This is a genomic window from Acetobacter okinawensis (assembly GCF_002153655.1).
GTDB classification, from domain to species: domain Bacteria; phylum Pseudomonadota; class Alphaproteobacteria; order Acetobacterales; family Acetobacteraceae; genus Acetobacter; species Acetobacter okinawensis_A.
The window spans coordinates 77,294-93,253 of sequence record NZ_JOPJ01000006.1; the positions used below are offsets into that span (position 1 = coordinate 77,294).

17 protein-coding genes are annotated in these 15,960 nt (G+C 61.1%); 9 read left to right on the forward strand and 8 right to left on the reverse strand.

Going from position 1 to position 15,960, the window contains the following annotated elements; genetic code table 11:
- Positions 1-2: 2 nt before the first annotated feature.
- Genes ccmE through HK26_RS03140 form a run of 3 tightly spaced genes read right to left on the reverse strand, consistent with a single transcriptional unit; the run spans position 3 to position 1,464 of the window.
- Positions 3-536 carry a cytochrome c maturation protein CcmE gene (gene ccmE, locus HK26_RS03135; protein ID WP_086638459.1) on the reverse strand — a complete coding sequence of 178 codons (534 nt, stop codon included), beginning with the start codon at positions 534-536 and terminating at the stop codon, positions 3-5.
- Positions 533-694 (reverse strand): heme exporter protein CcmD, encoded by a 162-nt coding sequence (locus HK26_RS13170; protein WP_143296283.1) that lies wholly within the window; start codon positions 692-694, stop codon positions 533-535. The genes ccmE and HK26_RS13170 overlap by 4 nt, the downstream gene beginning before the upstream one ends.
- Positions 691-1,464 (reverse strand): heme ABC transporter permease, encoded by a 774-nt coding sequence (locus HK26_RS03140; RefSeq protein WP_025828286.1) that lies wholly within the window; start codon positions 1,462-1,464, stop codon positions 691-693. The genes HK26_RS13170 and HK26_RS03140 overlap by 4 nt, the downstream gene beginning before the upstream one ends.
- Positions 1,465-1,644: 180 nt before the next feature.
- Here HK26_RS03140 and HK26_RS03145 point away from each other — a divergent pair, with 180 nt between their 5' ends.
- Positions 1,645-1,938 carry a YciI family protein gene (locus HK26_RS03145; protein WP_025828287.1) on the forward strand — a complete coding sequence of 98 codons (294 nt, stop codon included), beginning with the start codon at positions 1,645-1,647 and terminating at the stop codon, positions 1,936-1,938.
- A 1-nt stretch (position 1,939) separates the two neighbouring features.
- A complete protein-coding gene (locus tag HK26_RS03150; protein WP_086638460.1) occupies positions 1,940-2,359 on the forward strand; it encodes an EVE domain-containing protein in 420 nt (139 codons plus the stop codon).
- A 96-nt stretch (positions 2,360-2,455) separates the two neighbouring features.
- Here the strand turns inward: HK26_RS03150 and HK26_RS03155 are convergent, their stop codons facing one another.
- Positions 2,456-2,791, reverse strand: a complete 336-nt coding sequence (locus HK26_RS03155; protein WP_086638461.1) for a protein tyrosine phosphatase family protein — start codon at positions 2,789-2,791, stop codon at positions 2,456-2,458.
- Positions 2,792-2,898: 107 nt separating this feature from the next.
- Positions 2,899-3,597, reverse strand: a complete 699-nt coding sequence (locus HK26_RS03160) for a hypothetical protein (RefSeq protein ID WP_257640834.1) — start codon at positions 3,595-3,597, stop codon at positions 2,899-2,901.
- Positions 3,598-3,846: 249 nt separating this feature from the next.
- Between HK26_RS03160 and HK26_RS03165 the strand changes: the two genes are divergently transcribed.
- Positions 3,847-4,671 (forward strand): EcsC family protein, encoded by an 825-nt coding sequence (locus HK26_RS03165; RefSeq protein ID WP_025828294.1) that lies wholly within the window; start codon positions 3,847-3,849, stop codon positions 4,669-4,671.
- A 91-nt stretch (positions 4,672-4,762) separates the two neighbouring features.
- Here the strand turns inward: HK26_RS03165 and HK26_RS13405 are convergent, their stop codons facing one another.
- Entirely contained in the window at positions 4,763-4,933 is a 171-nt protein-coding gene (locus HK26_RS13405) for a hypothetical protein (RefSeq protein ID WP_180539291.1), read from the reverse strand.
- A 25-nt stretch (positions 4,934-4,958) separates the two neighbouring features.
- Complete coding sequence (locus HK26_RS03170; RefSeq protein ID WP_086638462.1) at positions 4,959-5,933, reverse strand: 2-hydroxyacid dehydrogenase; 975 nt, start codon at positions 5,931-5,933, stop codon at positions 4,959-4,961.
- 180 nt (positions 5,934-6,113) lie between these two features.
- On the opposite strand from HK26_RS03170, the gene aat reads away from it, so the two are divergent.
- The 4 genes from aat to HK26_RS03190 all read left to right on the forward strand — a co-directional run bounded on the left by aat (position 6,114) and on the right by HK26_RS03190 (position 8,939).
- Complete coding sequence (aat, locus tag HK26_RS03175) at positions 6,114-6,755, forward strand: leucyl/phenylalanyl-tRNA--protein transferase (protein WP_086638463.1); 642 nt, start codon at positions 6,114-6,116, stop codon at positions 6,753-6,755.
- A gap of 73 nt (positions 6,756-6,828) precedes the next feature.
- Positions 6,829-7,629, forward strand: coding sequence for a DUF4412 domain-containing protein (locus HK26_RS03180; protein ID WP_086638464.1), 801 nt, complete (start codon positions 6,829-6,831; stop codon positions 7,627-7,629).
- Entirely contained in the window at positions 7,629-8,282 is a 654-nt protein-coding gene (locus HK26_RS03185; RefSeq protein WP_257640836.1) for a hypothetical protein, read from the forward strand. The genes HK26_RS03180 and HK26_RS03185 overlap by 1 nt, the downstream gene beginning before the upstream one ends.
- Before the next feature lie 48 nt (positions 8,283-8,330).
- A complete protein-coding gene (locus HK26_RS03190; RefSeq protein WP_086638465.1) occupies positions 8,331-8,939 on the forward strand; it encodes a hypothetical protein in 609 nt (202 codons plus the stop codon).
- 35 nt (positions 8,940-8,974) lie between these two features.
- On the opposite strand, the gene HK26_RS03195 is transcribed toward HK26_RS03190, so the two are convergent.
- The gene (locus HK26_RS03195) at positions 8,975-12,241 is read right to left on the reverse strand and encodes an AsmA-like C-terminal region-containing protein (RefSeq protein WP_086638466.1); all 3,267 of its coding nucleotides are present in this window, start codon (positions 12,239-12,241) and stop codon (positions 8,975-8,977) included.
- 38 nt (positions 12,242-12,279) lie between these two features.
- Here HK26_RS03195 and HK26_RS03200 point away from each other — a divergent pair, with 38 nt between their 5' ends.
- Positions 12,280-15,390: a bifunctional [glutamine synthetase] adenylyltransferase/[glutamine synthetase]-adenylyl-L-tyrosine phosphorylase gene (locus HK26_RS03200; protein WP_086638711.1), complete on the forward strand. Its 3,111-nt coding sequence runs from the start codon at positions 12,280-12,282 to the stop codon at positions 15,388-15,390.
- Between the two features lie 35 nt (positions 15,391-15,425).
- Positions 15,426-15,920 carry a thioredoxin-dependent thiol peroxidase gene (gene bcp, locus HK26_RS03205; protein ID WP_086638712.1) on the forward strand — a complete coding sequence of 165 codons (495 nt, stop codon included), beginning with the start codon at positions 15,426-15,428 and terminating at the stop codon, positions 15,918-15,920.
- Positions 15,921-15,960 lie beyond the last annotated feature (40 nt).

Sequence of the window (15,960 nt, forward strand, 5' to 3'; positions counted from 1 at the left end):
GTTCAGTTCGGCGCAGCCGTGGGGGCGGAAAGGTTTTTGCCTGCGTCCTGCACGGTCATGGTGTTCCAGCTTGCTGCACTGGGGGGCGGGCCAAAGCGGGGGTCCCATTTGCCAGATTTTTTAAGGGCTTCCGCCACTTCCTTGGGCATATAGGTCTCATCATGCTTGGCCAGCACTTCGCTGGCGGCAAAGTCATGTGTTGGCTGGACCGTGCCAATGGCGACAACACTCTGCCCCTCGCGGAACAGGTCAGGCAGAATACCCTCGTAATGCACCGTCACGGCGGCCTGACCATCGGTTACGGCAAAGGTGGCGACTGGGGTTTCGCCGTGCTTTTCACGCTTGACGGAACCCGCAACAACCATGCCGCCCAGCTTGACGGTACGGTCTGCCGGTGGGGGCGAGGCTTCTACCTGAGAGGGTGTTACAAAAAAAACAATGTCGGAAGAAAACGCCCGCAGGATCAGGGCGGCCGCGGTGCCAAGGCAGGCAACACAGGCAATGACAAGCCAGAGGCGACGGGTCTTGCGGGTCATGGGGTAAAGGGTGTTCCTGCGTTGCGGTTGTGGGTCTGCTCAAGGGCCGCCAGTCTGGCCCGGGCGCGCCGGAGCCTGAGTGCGGCACCAATGGAGAGAACAAGTGCCATAACGGTGGCCAGCCCGTAGCTGGCAACAATATAGGGCAGATGGGTCATGCCGCACCTCCACCCCGGCGGGGGGAGGAGAGCAGGGCGCGGATGCGGCTTTCCATGACTGCCGCACGGGTGCGGGCCACAACAATGGCAGCAAACCCGAGCGAAAACCCGATGGTGGAGAGTGCAAGCGGCCACAGCATGGAGGCGGACATGGTGGGGGCCCCTGTCAGGGTAATGCTGTCAGGCTGGTGCAGGGTGTTCCACCATTGCACGCTGAACTTGATGATCGGCAGGTCCACAGCCCCGGCCAGCGCAAGAATGGCGGCAGCCCGGTAGCCGCGCTGCGGGTCATCAAACGCGCGGATCAGGGCGATATGCCCGAGGTAGAGAAAAAACAGTACCAGCACGGAGGTCAGGCGTGCATCCCACACCCACCATGTTCCCCACATGGGTTTGCCCCAGATGGACCCGGTCGCCAGACAGAGCGCTGTAATGCATGCCCCTACCGGCCCGATTTCCACCGCAGCAAGGTCCGCCAGAGGATGACGCCATACCAGTGAGAGCAGGCCGCACAGGGCTAGCCCGGCATACCCGCCAGAGGCCAGCATGGCAGCAGGCACATGCACATACATAATGCGCACGGAATCCCCCTGTTGCCAGTCGGCGGGGGAGTAAAACAGCCCCCAGCCAAGTCCGGCAAGGGTAAAGGCAATGGCAGGCCATGTCAGCCAGGGCTGAAGACGCGCGCCCAGCTTGAGGAACCGGCCGGGGTTGGCATACCGGTGGAAAAAACTGCCAGTACGCGCGACAAGGGTCGGTGAGGCGCTCAAAAGTTGGTCTGCTCCGTCAGTCTGGTTGCAAGGCAGGGGGGAATACCCTTGCCCGTAGGGGGCGATATGTCTCAAAGTGGGACTGCTGTTGTCTCCTTTATAGCATTATAAGCGGTCTGACACGATGCAGTTCTTCATGGGCGACCATGCCCGTAAGACACAACAGAAGGAAAAAGAGGCATGTTGTTCGCCATTATCTGTACGGATCGCCCTGACTCTTTGGAGCTGCGCATGGCCACCCGCGCCCAGCATCTGGCTTTTCTGGAACTGAACAAGGCGGCCATCCAGTTTGGCGGCCCGCAACTGGGTGCGGACGGCAAACCCTGCGGTAGCCTGATCCTGCTTGAGGCCGAAGACCGTGCCAGTGCGGAGGGCTTTGCCGCAGCCGACCCTTACGCCAAGGTGGACCTGTTTGAGAGCGTAATCGTGCGCCCGCTGCGCACGGTTTTCCGCGACGGGCAACTGGCTGAATAACATGGCATTCTGGCTGATAAAGAGCGAGCCTGACGCATTCAGTTGGGATGAGCAGGTTGCAAACGATGTAGAGCCATGGACCGGAGTTCGCAATCATCAGGCCAAAAAGAACCTGGCCGCCATGCAGGTGGGGGACAGGGCTTTTTTTTACCACTCCAACGTGCAGCGCGCGATTGTGGGCGTGGTGGAGGTGGTGCGTGCCGCCTACCCCGATCCAACGGCTGAAAATGGTGCGTGGGTGTGTGTGGATGTCAGGGCGGTTGGCCCCATGCCGCAACCGGTAACACTGGCCAGCATCAAGGCTGAACCGGGGCTGGAGGAGCTGGCTCTGGTCAGGCAGTCCCGCCTGTCTGTCTGCCCGGTTTCGGCAGAGCATTGGCAGAAGCTCTGCCAGATGGGAGGGTGGACGGAGGGGCGTTAAGGCAGGCGCTGCCCGGTCCGGATCAACTTATTGTGACAAAGGCCGCCCAACCGGGCGGCCTTTGCTTTGTCATACCTCGTAGTCGCAGGAACTGGCTCAGGACTGTGTGGCCAGCATCCATGCCTGTGCCGAGCGGTTGCCGGAGCGACAATAAGCAAAATATGGCCCCGGCAGCGTGTTGAGCACTTCCTGCGTTTCCAGCACCACGTCAGAGGTGGGGGGCACGCCAGAGGCCACGGGAATGGCAATAAAGGTCAGGCCAGCCGCACGCACGGCCTCGCCAACGCTTTCTGCCGTGGGTTGGCCTGCTTCTTCCCCATCAGGGCGGTTGCAGATAACGGTTTTAAACCCGGCTTCCTTGATTGCGGGAATATCGCTCAGTGCGATCTGCCCGGTTACGGCAAAATCAGGAGCAATGGACTGGTACTTCATGGGGTCTGTATCCTCTGGATGGTGGACCGGATGGAGGAAGGATGCGGTTTTTGCGCCTTAATGCAAGGGGCGGACCATAATCTGCCCCTTGGTGCGTGCCGCCAACTTTAGCGGTGAATAAAATACATGTCCGAATACAGGTTTTTAAGGGCGGCATGGTCCGCCATGCAGTGGCGGACAAGCAGGGCGCGCAGGCCCACAGCAGCCTGCTGCACGGACGGGTCCGTGCTGTTTGTCTGCAGGGCTGGGTAGTGAGTCATGCAGGCCTTCAGGGTGGGGTTGTCCATGTCCACACCGCTGCTGATCTTGGCTTTCAGCGCATCATAATACTGGGACACCTCGGTGTCGGAGTTCCATTTGACCAGTGATGTGTCCACTTTGCCGTTGTGCATGAAGTAGGCCACCGTCATGAACCCCGTTTCTGGCGCATGGCTGCCTACCTGCACGGTCATGCGGCAGGTCCGCTGGGAGTAGGGTGGGAAGTTCACATTCGGCATGGCTGTGGAGGCCGTAACCTTGATGTGCGGCAGGCTACCCGGTGCGGGGGACGATGCCTCCTGCGCATCAACATCCGTACCCATGTGGGCTTTTTGCCATGCTTCTGCCAGAAGTGGGTAGTAACGGATGGACTGGCACAGGGCCGGGTCCGTACGGGCGTCGGCCAGTGCCATGTCGTAGGTTTTGTGTTCGGGTGTGGCGCAGGCGGCCAATGCCAGAATGGAGGCCATGCACCCCATACGGCTCAGGTTGTGGCCGTGTGTGGTACGGTTTGCGCGTGAGGAAAAAAGGCGGAAAAGACCAGCCATGAGGAAAGCTCCTTAAAAGCGGCACGGCGTTAAGCCAGATTCTTCATGCGTTGTGTAAGGGCTGCACGCCACGCTTACAACGCTGTTTGCGTGGATGCAGGGGAGCGCGTTGTAACAGGTCATCTGTTTTTCATGGGGCCAGCCTGTTATGATTGTTCCAAATACATAGCATTACGGCGCTCACGCGGCGCCGGTTGTCGCATTTGCTGTAAATGAGGCAGGTAGCAGGCAGGAAAGGCACGTATGAGCATGAAGGAAACAGCAGGCACCGCCCTGACCCCACTGGCGCTGAGTGGGCGCGAACTGGGGGAGCTGGAAACCGCTCTGGTTGCAGTGGAATCCGGGCGTGGCGTTCTGGTGCGTCTGGCGGACCTTATGGGTGGGGCCGTGGGCCATGCCGCGCGTTTGGGCATGCGGGGTCTGGGCATGGCGCCCAACATGGAGCAGAAGCTGCGTGCATTGGCCGAAACCGCCATTACCCGTGCGTTTGATGTGGCCGTGCTGGGTATGAAAGGCCCGGCAGATACAGCCATGGAGGAACCGCGCTGGCGCACACCGGGCCTTCAGGCGGCGGTTGCGGTATCGGGCGCTGTGGGTGGCTTTGCAGGGCTTGCGGGGCTTGCGCCAGACATCGGCTTTACCACCCTGACCATCATGCGTGAAATTGCCCGGATCGCCCGTGAGGAGGGCGAGGACCTGAGCCAGCCAGACGCCCGGCGCGCCTGTCTGGAGGTGTTTGCCCTCAAGGCTTTTCCCAACCGCAGGAATGGCGAGGAGAGCGAATTGGGGTATTTTTCCGCCCGTGCCGTGCTGCGTGGCCGCCCGGTTGTGATGCTGATAGCCGAAGTGGCCTCGCATTACGGGCTGGCTCTTGGGCAAAAAATTTCCGTCCAGCTTATGCCGGTTGCCGGGGCTTTGTGTGGTGCATCGCTTAATACCGCGTTTTTCAACCATTACCGCGCACTTGCCCGCGCACATTTTACCATTCGCAGGCTTGAGCGTGAGCACGGCCCCGTAGTGCGGGACACCGCACTCGCTCTGCGTGACAGCCTTGAAGGGCGCGAAAAGCTGTAAAAACCAGCCTCCCCCCATTGCGTACAGTGTTCCGCCTGGGGGGAGGCACAGGGCTGCTTTACGCGGCCCCGCAGCCCTGCTGGACGGGCTTTTATTTTTTGGACGGTGCAGGCGGGCCTGCGCGTTCCAGAAAGGTCGTGATAACGGCCATAGCCAGAAAACTGATCGCCAGAACCCGTAAAACGCCCTGATAATGGAACGCCGGGTACCAGAGCAGGGCGCAAAAACCTATGGCAAGTGTGCAGAACAGCCGCATGGTCATGGTGTGTTTTCCCCCCGTTGCAGGTTTACGCGCTTACGCCAGAAGGCAGGGGTTTGCCTGCTGCCAGAGCGCGGACGTTATCAAGTGCCAGCATGCCCATGGCTGTTCTGGTTTCCAGTGTCGCGCTGCCCACATGGGGGGTCATGAACAGGTTGGGCAGTGCCAGCAGGGCCGGGTTGGGGTTTGGTTCGTTGCGAAAAACATCCAGACCGGCAGCAAATAACTGGCCGGAGCGCAGGGCTGCAATCAATGCATCTTCATCAATCAGGGAGCCGCGTGCTGCGTTGACCAGCACACTGCCGCGCGGCAGCAGCCCAAGTGTGCGGGCGTTGATAAGCGGCGGAGCCGTGGGGGAGCCGGGCATGTGCAGGCTGAGGATGTCGCAGTGCGGCAGCATGTCCTCCAACGTGTCAAAATAGGTGGCGCCAGCCTCTTCCGCTGGGTCAAGCTGCCGCCTGTTGTGGTAGAGGATGGACATGTCAAACCCGCGTGCCCGTTTTGCAACGGCCTGACCTATGCGGCCCATGCCCACTATGCCCAGACGTTTGCCCGTTACGCGGTGGCCCAGCATTTCGCCCATGCCCAGTGCATGGCCCCATCCCGCCTTCATGAGCGTATAGTATTCAGCCGCTCTGCGGCTCGCGGCCAGAATAAGCATGATCGCCAGATCGGCATTGCAGTCGGTCAGCACGTCGGGGGTGTTGGAGACGGCAATATTACGTGCAAGCAGGGCCGGTACGTCCAGATGATCCAGCCCGACGCTGACTGTGGCAACCAGACGGACACTCTGCGGCAGGGCGTCTACGTCTGCCCCTTTCAGGGGGGCGGTGTGCGTCACCAGCACGGCAAAGGGCTGGTAGGCATGTGCAAGCTCCAGCAGGGCTGCCGTGTCCAGCGCCTGTTCTGGCGGAGGGGGGGCATTGAACTCGGCGCGGATGCGGTCTTCCACCCCGTCCAGCAGGCGGGTGGAGCGGATCAGGCGTGGGGCGTCGGTGGTCACAAAAAATCTCCGGGGTGCGGCATGGTGGGCCGGTCAGGGATGTGTTTATGTCGCCCGGCAGGGTAGCATATCGGGCCGGGTGCGCTACACCATATGCGGGTCATGGCTGATAACGAGTGCGGCAAAAGTCGGTTGCACGCGCGTTGGAGCCAGAACAAACACTAAGGGAGCCAATACGACATGCCCGATGGCCTGACGCCAGAACTCATGCTGGGGGCTTACGCCGTGGGCCTGTTCCCCATGGCCGAAGGCGAAGATGACCCGACCCTGAGCTGGTATGACCCCGATCCGCGTGGCGTGCTGCCGCTGGAGACATTCCATATTCCCAAACGTTTGCGGCGGACGGTACTGTCCGGTCGGTTTGAGGTGTGCGTGGACAGGGACTTTCCCGCTGTTATGCGTGGCTGCGCGGCCCCGGTCAAAGGGCGGGAGAGCACGTGGATCAACAGCCGCATTTACCAGCTGTTCTGTGCGCTGCACACCATGGGGTTTGGCCATAGCGTGGAATGCCGCGTGGAGGGGGAGCTTGTGGGCGGGTTGTACGGGGTTGCACTCGGTGGCGTGTTTTTTGGGGAGAGTATGTTCAGCAAGGTCACGGATGCCTCCAAGGTTGCACTTGTGCATCTGGTCGCCCGTATGCGCCTTGGGGGCTTTATTCTGCTCGACACCCAGTTTGGAACCGAGCATCTGGCCCGCTTTGGCGGGGTGGAAATTCCGGCCGCAGACTATAAACAGCAACTTGAGCGCGCTGTAAGCATGCAGCCCTGCTGGCCCGATGTGGTCGCACCCGATATGCTGGAAGCAGAAATTCGCGGCATGTAACGCCGCCAGAACTTGAACAGACAGTCTGCTCAGGGCCGCGCGCATAAGTGGCTTTGGCCGGGCAATAACGGAGATGGACTTGGTGACAGACAAATCTTTATCGGCCTGCTTACGTAGCCTGCGTGTATCGGGCCTGTGCGCGGCAGGTGTTCTGGGCGTGTCTGCCATTACTGCCGCGTCCTCGCATGCCCAGCTTGCAACCGACCACCCGCGCCTGACGCCCGGACGTGATGCGGTGATTGACTATGTTTTTCAGCCCCGCCCGACAGAGCAGGACCTGCAGGCTGGCGCCAAGGCGGACACGCCGGTTGCCAGCCGCCATGTGCAGGTGCTGTATTCGGGCGATGGCGGGCTGATGCGGATTAACTACATGACCGGCATGGAAGGCGACCAGAGCCGTGGTGCGGTGATTATCAACCGTGCAGCACAGGAAGTGCTGGTGATTATCAACGATCGCCACATCTACACCCGGTTGGTGCAGCAAGAAGGGGTGCGCAACCCCTTTTTGCTGGATATGTCCATGCAGTTCACCAAAACGGGGAGCAGCGTGGTGGCAGGCCAGCCCTGCACCACATGGCGGGCGGTTTCTGCTCAAGGCAAGGCCGAAACCTGCGTGACGGATGACGGGTTTGTGCTCCAGCAGGATGGCGTGGATGTGGACGGGCTTAACGGCAGCCTGCGCGCCACAAAGGTGGCGTATGACATTGTGCCGGTCAGTGCTTTTCAGCCACCTGCCGGTTTTGTGGAGGTGACGCCACACTCCCCCCGCCCGGATGCCGCAACGCAGTCCCAGTCCCAGCCTTCCACCATGGGTGTTGGTCCAACGGCCACCTTGCCCACCGGCAACACCAACCCCGAAGGAGAGAACCGGTAATGCAGGCCCACTCCATGCTCTTGCAGCGCAGTGCCATGCTGGTGGTAGCCCTTGGGCTGGCCTGCCCGGTAGTGGCCGTTCAGGCCCAGAGCGCACCGCAGGCGGCAGGCTCTGCCACAACCAGCGCGGCTGACGGGGCAGGGGCAGATGCACCGGCCATTACCCCATCGGTGGATGTGGATGTGGAGTATGAGCTTGCCTCCCCCCAAGGGGATGTCAGCACCCGCCAGCGTATGCGCTGGCAGAGTGCCACGCTGCGCCAGCGGCTGGACCCGGACAAATCCTCCGTGTTCATGCTCACGTCCTGGAAGGACAGAACCCTGAGTGTGGTGGACATGGGGCGCAAGCGGGTCAGCATCATGCCTGTACCCGGCACGCAGCAGCTGACACCACCGGGCCAACCCGCAACGACAGGCTCCTATGCACGATTGGGGAGTTCCGTTGTGGCGGGTGAGCAGTGCACAGTATGGCGCACAAAAGATACGGATGGCCACCCGACGGATGCCTGCTACACGGCTGACGGCCTGCTGCTACAGGTAGCGCAGGGGGGGCAGGTTACGGTGCGTGCACTCAGTGTGCAGCGTGCGGCCCAGCCCGATAGCCTGTTTGTCATTCCTTCCGGTTTGCAGCAGGAGGATCCCGCACACCCGTAACAGCGGCGTAAAGGGGCCATCGGTGCCAACGGGCAGGAAAGGGATGGAATGCGGAACAGAACCTATGGCCACACCACGGTGCTTCTTGCGTTATGTGCTGCCTGTGGTGCGCTGCCTTGCGTAGCGTATGCACAGGGGGTAGCAGAGCCAGTGACGGTCTGCCTGAGCGCACAGGCGGCGCAGCCAGCGCAAACACTGGTTGTTGTTCCCTCGGGCACGGTATTTGCCACGCAGGCTCCGGGCGGCGGACACCCCGAGCACGCGCCCCCCGCGCAGGCGCTTGTTACAACCGAAACCATAACCCTGACCCATATGCAGCCCTGCACAGGCGCAGATGCGTCGAGCGTTGTCTCCCACACCCGCCACTGGCTGGGCGAGAAGATCCGCCCCCGTAATGGTCTGGTCCTGTATGCGCTAGGCGAAGTCAGCGGTAATGGGGTGGATACGGATATGGGGGATGAGGATGCCTCCCTACGTGGACTGGTGCATGATGGCGCACTGAGTGCCACCATAAACCACACCGTGCAGGACCCCGTGTTTTTGCAAGAAAGCGATGCAGATCTGCCCGATGGAGGGGACGGGGTGGACACATCCGCCTCCCGCGCGGCGGCATCGGACCTGCCGTCGCAACATGCGCTACCTGTGCAGGCGCATTAGCCCGGGGTGCCAGTGGGGCTGGTGGCGCGCGGGGTTCAGAACATCTCGCGCAATGCGCCGGGCAGAAAAATGGAATAGGGGTTGATGTGCAGTGTCGGGTCTTCCAGCTTGCCCGAGACACCAAAGGTGACTGCCAGCAGCCCCCCATTTTTTTCCGGGCTGAACAGCCTGCCAATGCCCGGTAGCCTGCCGGGCAGGGTGTTCAGGGCAAATATGGGAACCACGGTGCCGTTCAGGTCTATGCTGTTGCGGTCAAGGTTGACCCGGCCTTCCAGCGTGGCACCCAGTGCGGCGTTGCCGGCTGTGCCATCATGAATTTCCAGCACGCCATCTTCAAAGGTTACAGGCATGTTCATGTGCGTGACCTGAAAGTCATTGGCATCCTGAGCATTGAGCCAGCCATAGAGTGAGATATTGCGCGCGACCTGAAGGGTGGTTGGCGCTTTTTTGAGCGTAAACGGCGTAACACTGAGCTTACCACTAAAGGGGGCTGCGGGCAGTGTGTCATCAAACGTGCCGTCCAGTCTGGCCTGCCCACCCTTGACGTCGGGCAGAATGCCAAAAGCTGCCAGAAAAGCCCCCATGTCGGGAATATGCGCATGCAGGGTACGGTTGGCCCCTGTTGGCATAAGGCTCATGCTGGCAGTAACCGGACCTTGCATGGTAAAATGCATTTTTTCCAGCCGCAGGCCATTGTCTTCAAAATAAGCCTGCACGGTGCGTAGGGGTTGCTTGTTCTTGCTGTACCAGAGCTGGTTGGCGCTCAGGTCAATGGCCCATGCAGTGCCGGGGGGGCCGTGTAGTTTGCCGGTTGCGGCCTCTGGCACATGGTAGTTTGTGGGCTTTTTGGGCTCCGCCGTTGTGCGCTCATGCTCGTCTCCGTCAATAAGGGGGGAGAGGTCGAGCGTGTCGGCATAAACGCCAACATGGATCATATTGCCAGATTTGTCTTGTGGCAGCACCAGTCTGGCATGGCCACTCGAACGCGCGATGCGGAAGGAGGAAATAATCAGTTCCGGTGCATGTCCGGCCCGTAGCTGTGCCTTGCCAACAACGTTCATGTCCGGGCCCGTGGCCTGAAGGCGATCAACATTTGTGATCTGCCCCCTGTCCAGCATCAGGGTGGCGGAGGCCTGCGCGGGCTGCCCTGCTGTTTTGTGCCACATGGGGATGTGAATATCCGCGTGGTTCAGGTCCAGGTTCAGGCCGACTGTACCGGTATGGTTGGCAAGTTGCTGGTACTCTACGGCAAGGTCCGCGCTGCCATCAAAGTGTTGACCCGTGGCAATTCCCGCAGCCAGCGCTGTATCGGGGGTTATGCGTGTTGTCAGGTGGGCTTTTTCCGCAACGGCCTCGGGGGGCAGGGAGCGGAAGTCCATATCGTATGTCAGTTCGGAGGGGAGGCCGCCGATAACGCCGTGTCCACTGAGGGCCAGACCATCTGTGGTGACGTCCAGCCCAAAGCGGGCATTGGCCACGTCCCGCCCGGCAACCACATTGCCCATGGAGGCATGGCTGACATCGGCATGGCTTTGGATGCTCATGTCGTTAATGGTCACACGGCTGATCAGCGGCAGGCTTAAGCCCAGATGCAGCATGGCTGCGCCACGCGGGCGGGTCAGGCTGAGCGGGTGGCGGGAGAGCAGGTGCAGGCGCGGTTCTGCCAGCAGGGCCATAACATTCTGCAAGGGGCCGCTCAGGTCTGTTTCTATAATGCCGGTCTGGTCTTTTTTGGTCAGGCCGACAATATCCATGCTGCCCGGCCCGGCCTCAATGCGGCCTGTGCCGGACTGGCCGACGTTTTTGCCTGTCCGGTTTACAAGCTGGTAGCCGTGGTCAAAATGGATGCTCAGCTTGTCCGGGCTGACAATATCCAGCCGGGCATCCAGCCCCTGAAGGGGGGATATGGGGCGCAGCCAGTGGATGGTCAGGCCTGTTGCGTCTATTCCACCTTGTATGCTGGTCAGTTTGATGCCGCTCCAGCCTCTGGTACTGCCCAACTCGGCAGTGGTCACAAGGTTGGTGGCGGTGCCGGCTGTAATGTTTTCAGTCACCCATTTTTTACCGCCCTTGGCGGCAAGGCTTGGCCAGTAATAGGTCAGGTCCTCAAACGCAACATGGGGGATGGTCGCGCTCAGATGGGCGTTAATACGACCGGGCTCTACAAGGTCGGAGGCATCCAGCGCGCCACTGACGTTCACACTCAGCGCGCGTGTGGCGTCATTGGGGGTGCCGGGGTTGCGCAGAAGCAGGCTGATGGAGGGGATGGTAATCTGCGCAGGTGTGCCCTGTGTCTGGCTCTGGTCAAGGTGGACGGCAATGCTGGCCTTGCCGTGGTCTACCTCATAGCGCGAGCCACCGGCTTCTACCTGTCCTGCGCCAATCAGGGCGGTCAGTTCCAGCGTGCTCGGCAGCAGCCATGCCGCTTTTGCACCGGGTATGAAAAACGTGTCCGCCGTTATGCTCAGGGGAATATTGATTTTGGCCAGTTCGGGGCGCAGGGGTGCAAAGGTGGCGGGGTTGAGCGTGTTGGTGCTCAGGTGCCATGCAATTTTCTGGTTGTTATCGGTGGGCGCACCGTGTGCGCTCAGCACCAGCTTGGCGTCGGGGGTGTTCAGTGGGGCTATGCTCAGCTTTACGTCGCCACTCACACCCGTGCCGTGCCCGATTGTGTGCAGGTGCAGATTGACAGCAATGTCGGATGCCAGCCAGTGGGTGCCGGTCAGCCGGTCATCCATGCTTATGGTTGCATCGTCTATATGGGCTTCTTCCAGCCCATAGGTTTGCAGGCCGGTGTTCTGGTGGGTCTGGGGTGTGGCGGGCAGGTCGAGGTCAAACCCCACGCTGCCGTCATGGGCGCGGCGCAGGGCCAGATGCACGCCTCTGATGTTGATGGTACGCAGCTTTATACCCCCATGCAGCAGGGCAAGCGGGTCGAGTGTTACGTCTGCCTCTTGCACCGTGTTGGGGGCTGTATTGTCTGGCGCAATAAAGCTGAGGTTCTGCAAGGCGACTGTTATGGGGGAGCTTATGCTGCCGTCACGCAGGCCTTTCCAGCGCAGTTCGGCATGGCCAAGGCGCAGGCTGACCGCAGGTGGAGCCCCATGCCCGCCCTTGATAAGGGTAATAGGCAGGAAAGGCCGGACCAGAGGCGTAATGTCGAGCGGGCCAAGTGCCACGCGGCCCAGCAGTGCCGCAGTTCCCACAAATGGCAGGGCGACCAGCACACATGCGCCAATAACCAGCGCACGGGGAATTTTTGTTCCCGCAGGGGGGGAGGTCTCTTGACCGTTGGGAGTCAACGCAGCAAGCCTTTATGGTTCACAGTACGGGCCATATCATGACGCAGGCAGATCATTCTCTCTTCCGTGACGTAAGGCAGACCCGCAGGCAAGGCCCGCGGACATGGCCGGATGCAGACTGGCCCGCCCCGGCGGACAGGCACAGGGCCACCGTATTTGTTGAAGACATGCTGGAACTGGCCAGCCAGAGTGGTGTTGCAGCCTCTGTTATGGCGCAGCCGGGGGCGCACGCGTTGATGTTGTGCCTTGGCGGGAACAGTCCGTACCTGTCCGATCTGGCGCGGGAGGATATTCAAGCCTTTGCGGCTCTGCTGGACAAGGGGCCAGATAGCTGTGTGCTCGATGCTTTTGCAACATGTGCGCAGTTTGACGCCACATCGGGGCGAGAGTATGTCGCAGCGTTCCTCCGGCATGCCAAAAAGCGTATAGCTTTTATTTGCGCAATTGCGGATTTGGGTGGCGTCTGGTCCCTGGAGGATGTCACGCAGACCCTCAGCCGTCTGGCGGAGACCGCGCTCGAACTCGCGCTCAAACATATGCTCTGGCATGCCAGCGAGGCCGGGCAGCTTGAGCTGCCACACCCCGAAAACCCAACACAGGGGTGTGGGCTGGTGGTGCTGGCCATGGGCAAGCTTGGCGCACGTGAGTTGAATTTCTCATCCGACATCGACCTGATAGTGTTGTACGACCCCACAACCTATTACCAGTCAGATGCGGTGCGACGTGTATTTGTGCGTATGACTAGCGATCTTGTCAGCCTGATGGAAGCGCGCGATGCAAATGGCTATGTTTTTCGCACCGATTTGCGGCTCAGACCCGACCCGTCCTCCACGCCGCCTGCGGTAACAGTGCAGGCCGCCACGTTATATTACGAAAGTCTGGGCCAGACATGGGAGCGCGCCGCCATGATAAAGGCGCGCGCCGTGGCGGGAGATCTTACGCTGGGGCGGCGCTTTTTAGCGGCCATCAGGCCCTTTATCTGGCGCAAACACCTCGATTTTGCCCTGATAGACGATATTCACGACATGAAGGCCCGCATAGACCGCTACCGCAAGGCGGGGCGGACGGACCTTGCGCAACTGCCCGATTCTGTTCTGGCGGACCCGGATGCCAGCCGGGAATGGCTTTTGGGCCATAACCTCAAGCTGGGGCAGGGCGGCATACGCGAAATTGAATTTATTGCGCAGGCCATGCAGCTGGTCTGGGGTGGGCGCGAGCCGGGCCTGCGGGATAAAACCACTTTTGGCGCGCTCAAAAAACTGGTGGGTTCGGGCAGGCTACCCCGTGCGGAAGCCGAGGTGCTGGCCCGCACCTATCGCTTTTTGCGTGATGCGGAACACCGCCTGCAAATGCGCGCTGACCACCAGACCCATAGCCTGCCCGACACGGTGGCAGGGTTTGATGCATTCGCCATTTTTATGAACCACCCGGATGGGGAGGCTCTGGCGCTGGACATGCTGCCGCGTATGCGTGAGGCACGGCGGATATTCGAGCGCCATTTTGTTATCCAGCCACCACAGAATGGTATGGAAGCAGGCAGTGTGCTCATGCCCGGCCCCGAGGAGGGGCAGGTGGCCGAACTGCTGGAAAAATATGGTTTCCCTCCAGCACAACTGGTGGAGGCGGCACAGGTGCTGGGGCGGTGGAGTGGCAACGGCCTGCGCGCCCTGCGCTCGGAGCGTGCCCATGCGCTGCTGCGTGCGCTGCTGCCTGCCCTGCTGGCCAATTTTGGCCAGCGTGGGAACCCACTGGCCTGCCTGCGCAGGTTTGACGCCCTGCTGGCGCGCCAGCACGCAGGCGTGCAACTCCTCTCGCTCTTTGAGCGTAACCCGGAGCTGATTGATCGTATCGCCAGCATTTTTGATGCCTCGGCCTTTCTGGCGGACCATCTGGCAGACAAGCCCTCCGCACTTGAAGGGCTATTGGCCCCCGAGCCGGAGGAGGGGCGCAATGTTGTCGCCCGGCTGAAAACGCTGGCCGGAGAGGTTGCGGATGTGGAGGAGCTGCTGACCACCCTGCGCCCGCTTTTGCGGGGTGAGGAGTTCCGCCTGTCCGTTGCCCTGTTGGAAGGGCGGATCAGTGAGGATGACGCCGAGCGTGAGCGGACCCTTCTGGCCGATACGATCATGGGGGTTATCAAGCAGGCGGTCGAGCGTGACCACGTGCGCCGTTATGGCCGCGTCCCCGGCGGGGGCATGGCCGTTATTGCCATGGGTAAGGCTGGCTCGCGGGAGATGATGCCCGGCTCCGATCTGGACCTGCTTATGGTGTTTGACCACCCGGAGGACATACAGGCCAGTCAGGTTCCCGGCAAAAAGCAGAATAACGGTACGGGGCTTGCCCTGTCGCAGCCCCGGTCGGTGGCTGTGGGGCAGTATTATACCCGTCTGGCCCATGCCTTTATCGCCGCATTGACTGCGCCCGGGCCGGAGGGGCCGCTTTATGCGGTGGACATGCGGCTACGGCCCTCGGGGGCGGCCGGGCCGGTGGCTGTGCCGCGCACGGCATTTGTGCGCTACCATACAGAGGCCGCATGGACGTGGGAGTGCATGGCATTGACCCGCGCACGGATCGTAGCGGCTCCCGCCCCCCTGCGCCGTGCTCTGATGCATGATCTGGAGCGCGTGCTGGATGGGAGCATCCGCGCAACTCCGCCCACACGCGCAGCCCTGCTGGCTGATGCACGGAACATGCGGGAGCGTCTGGCGCGCGACCTGCCTGCCAGCTCCATATGGGACATAAAACGCCGGGCAGGGGGGCTTATGGAGGTGGAGTTCATCGCCCAGATTTTTCAGCTTGTCGCAGCAGACCCCATGGCCCGTAGCCCGTCCACCCGGCTGGCTCTGGGGCGGCTGGAACGGTGCGGCGTGCTGGATGGAGCCGATGCAAAACTGTTGAAGCAGGCAGATTTTTTCTGGCGGCGGTTGCAGGCTCTGCTGCGTTTGCTCTGTGGCCCGGTCCCCCCCAAGGAACTGGAGGCGGATATGGTGCCAGCAGCCCTGAATATCCTGCTCAGGAACATGAAGGCCCGCACCCTGCCTGAACTGATGGAGCGGGCCAATCTGCTGGCGCGGGATGTCCGCACCTGTTTTGAAAAACTGGTCGGCCCCCTTGCGCGCACGGAGTCAACCGAACGCCCAGAAGGCTGAGAGCGGGCCGGTCGTTTTTCTTAATGGAGTTGAAGATCATGGATAAACATACCCCCCTGCAAGTCGGGGATAAGGCTCCCGCCTTTAGCATGCCTGCCAGCGGCGGGCGTACGGTGCAGAGTGCCTCCCTTACGGGCAAACCTTATGTGCTGTATTTTTACCCCAAGGCCGATACGCCGGGATGCACCAAGGAAGCCTGCGGGTTTAACGAGGCCTTGCAGGCATTTGAAAAGGCCGGGCTGAGTGTGATTGGCGTCTCACGCGACCCAGTTAAAAAGCTGGATGCCTTTGCCACAAAATACAGCCTGACATTCCCCTTGGCGTCAGACGAGGCCGGGCATGTTACCGAGGCCTATGGCGTCTGGGTGGAAAAATCCATGTATGGCCGGACCTATATGGGTATCGAGCGCGCCACGTTCCTGATCGATGCGAGCGGGCACATTGCTTACATCTGGCCCAAGGTCAAAGTCAGCGGCCATGTGGAGGCTGTGCTGGCGCAGGCCAGCACACTGAGTGGCACGCCAGACTGATCTGGCCTGAGCAGGTGCCGGGCCGGTATAAGGCTGGCAC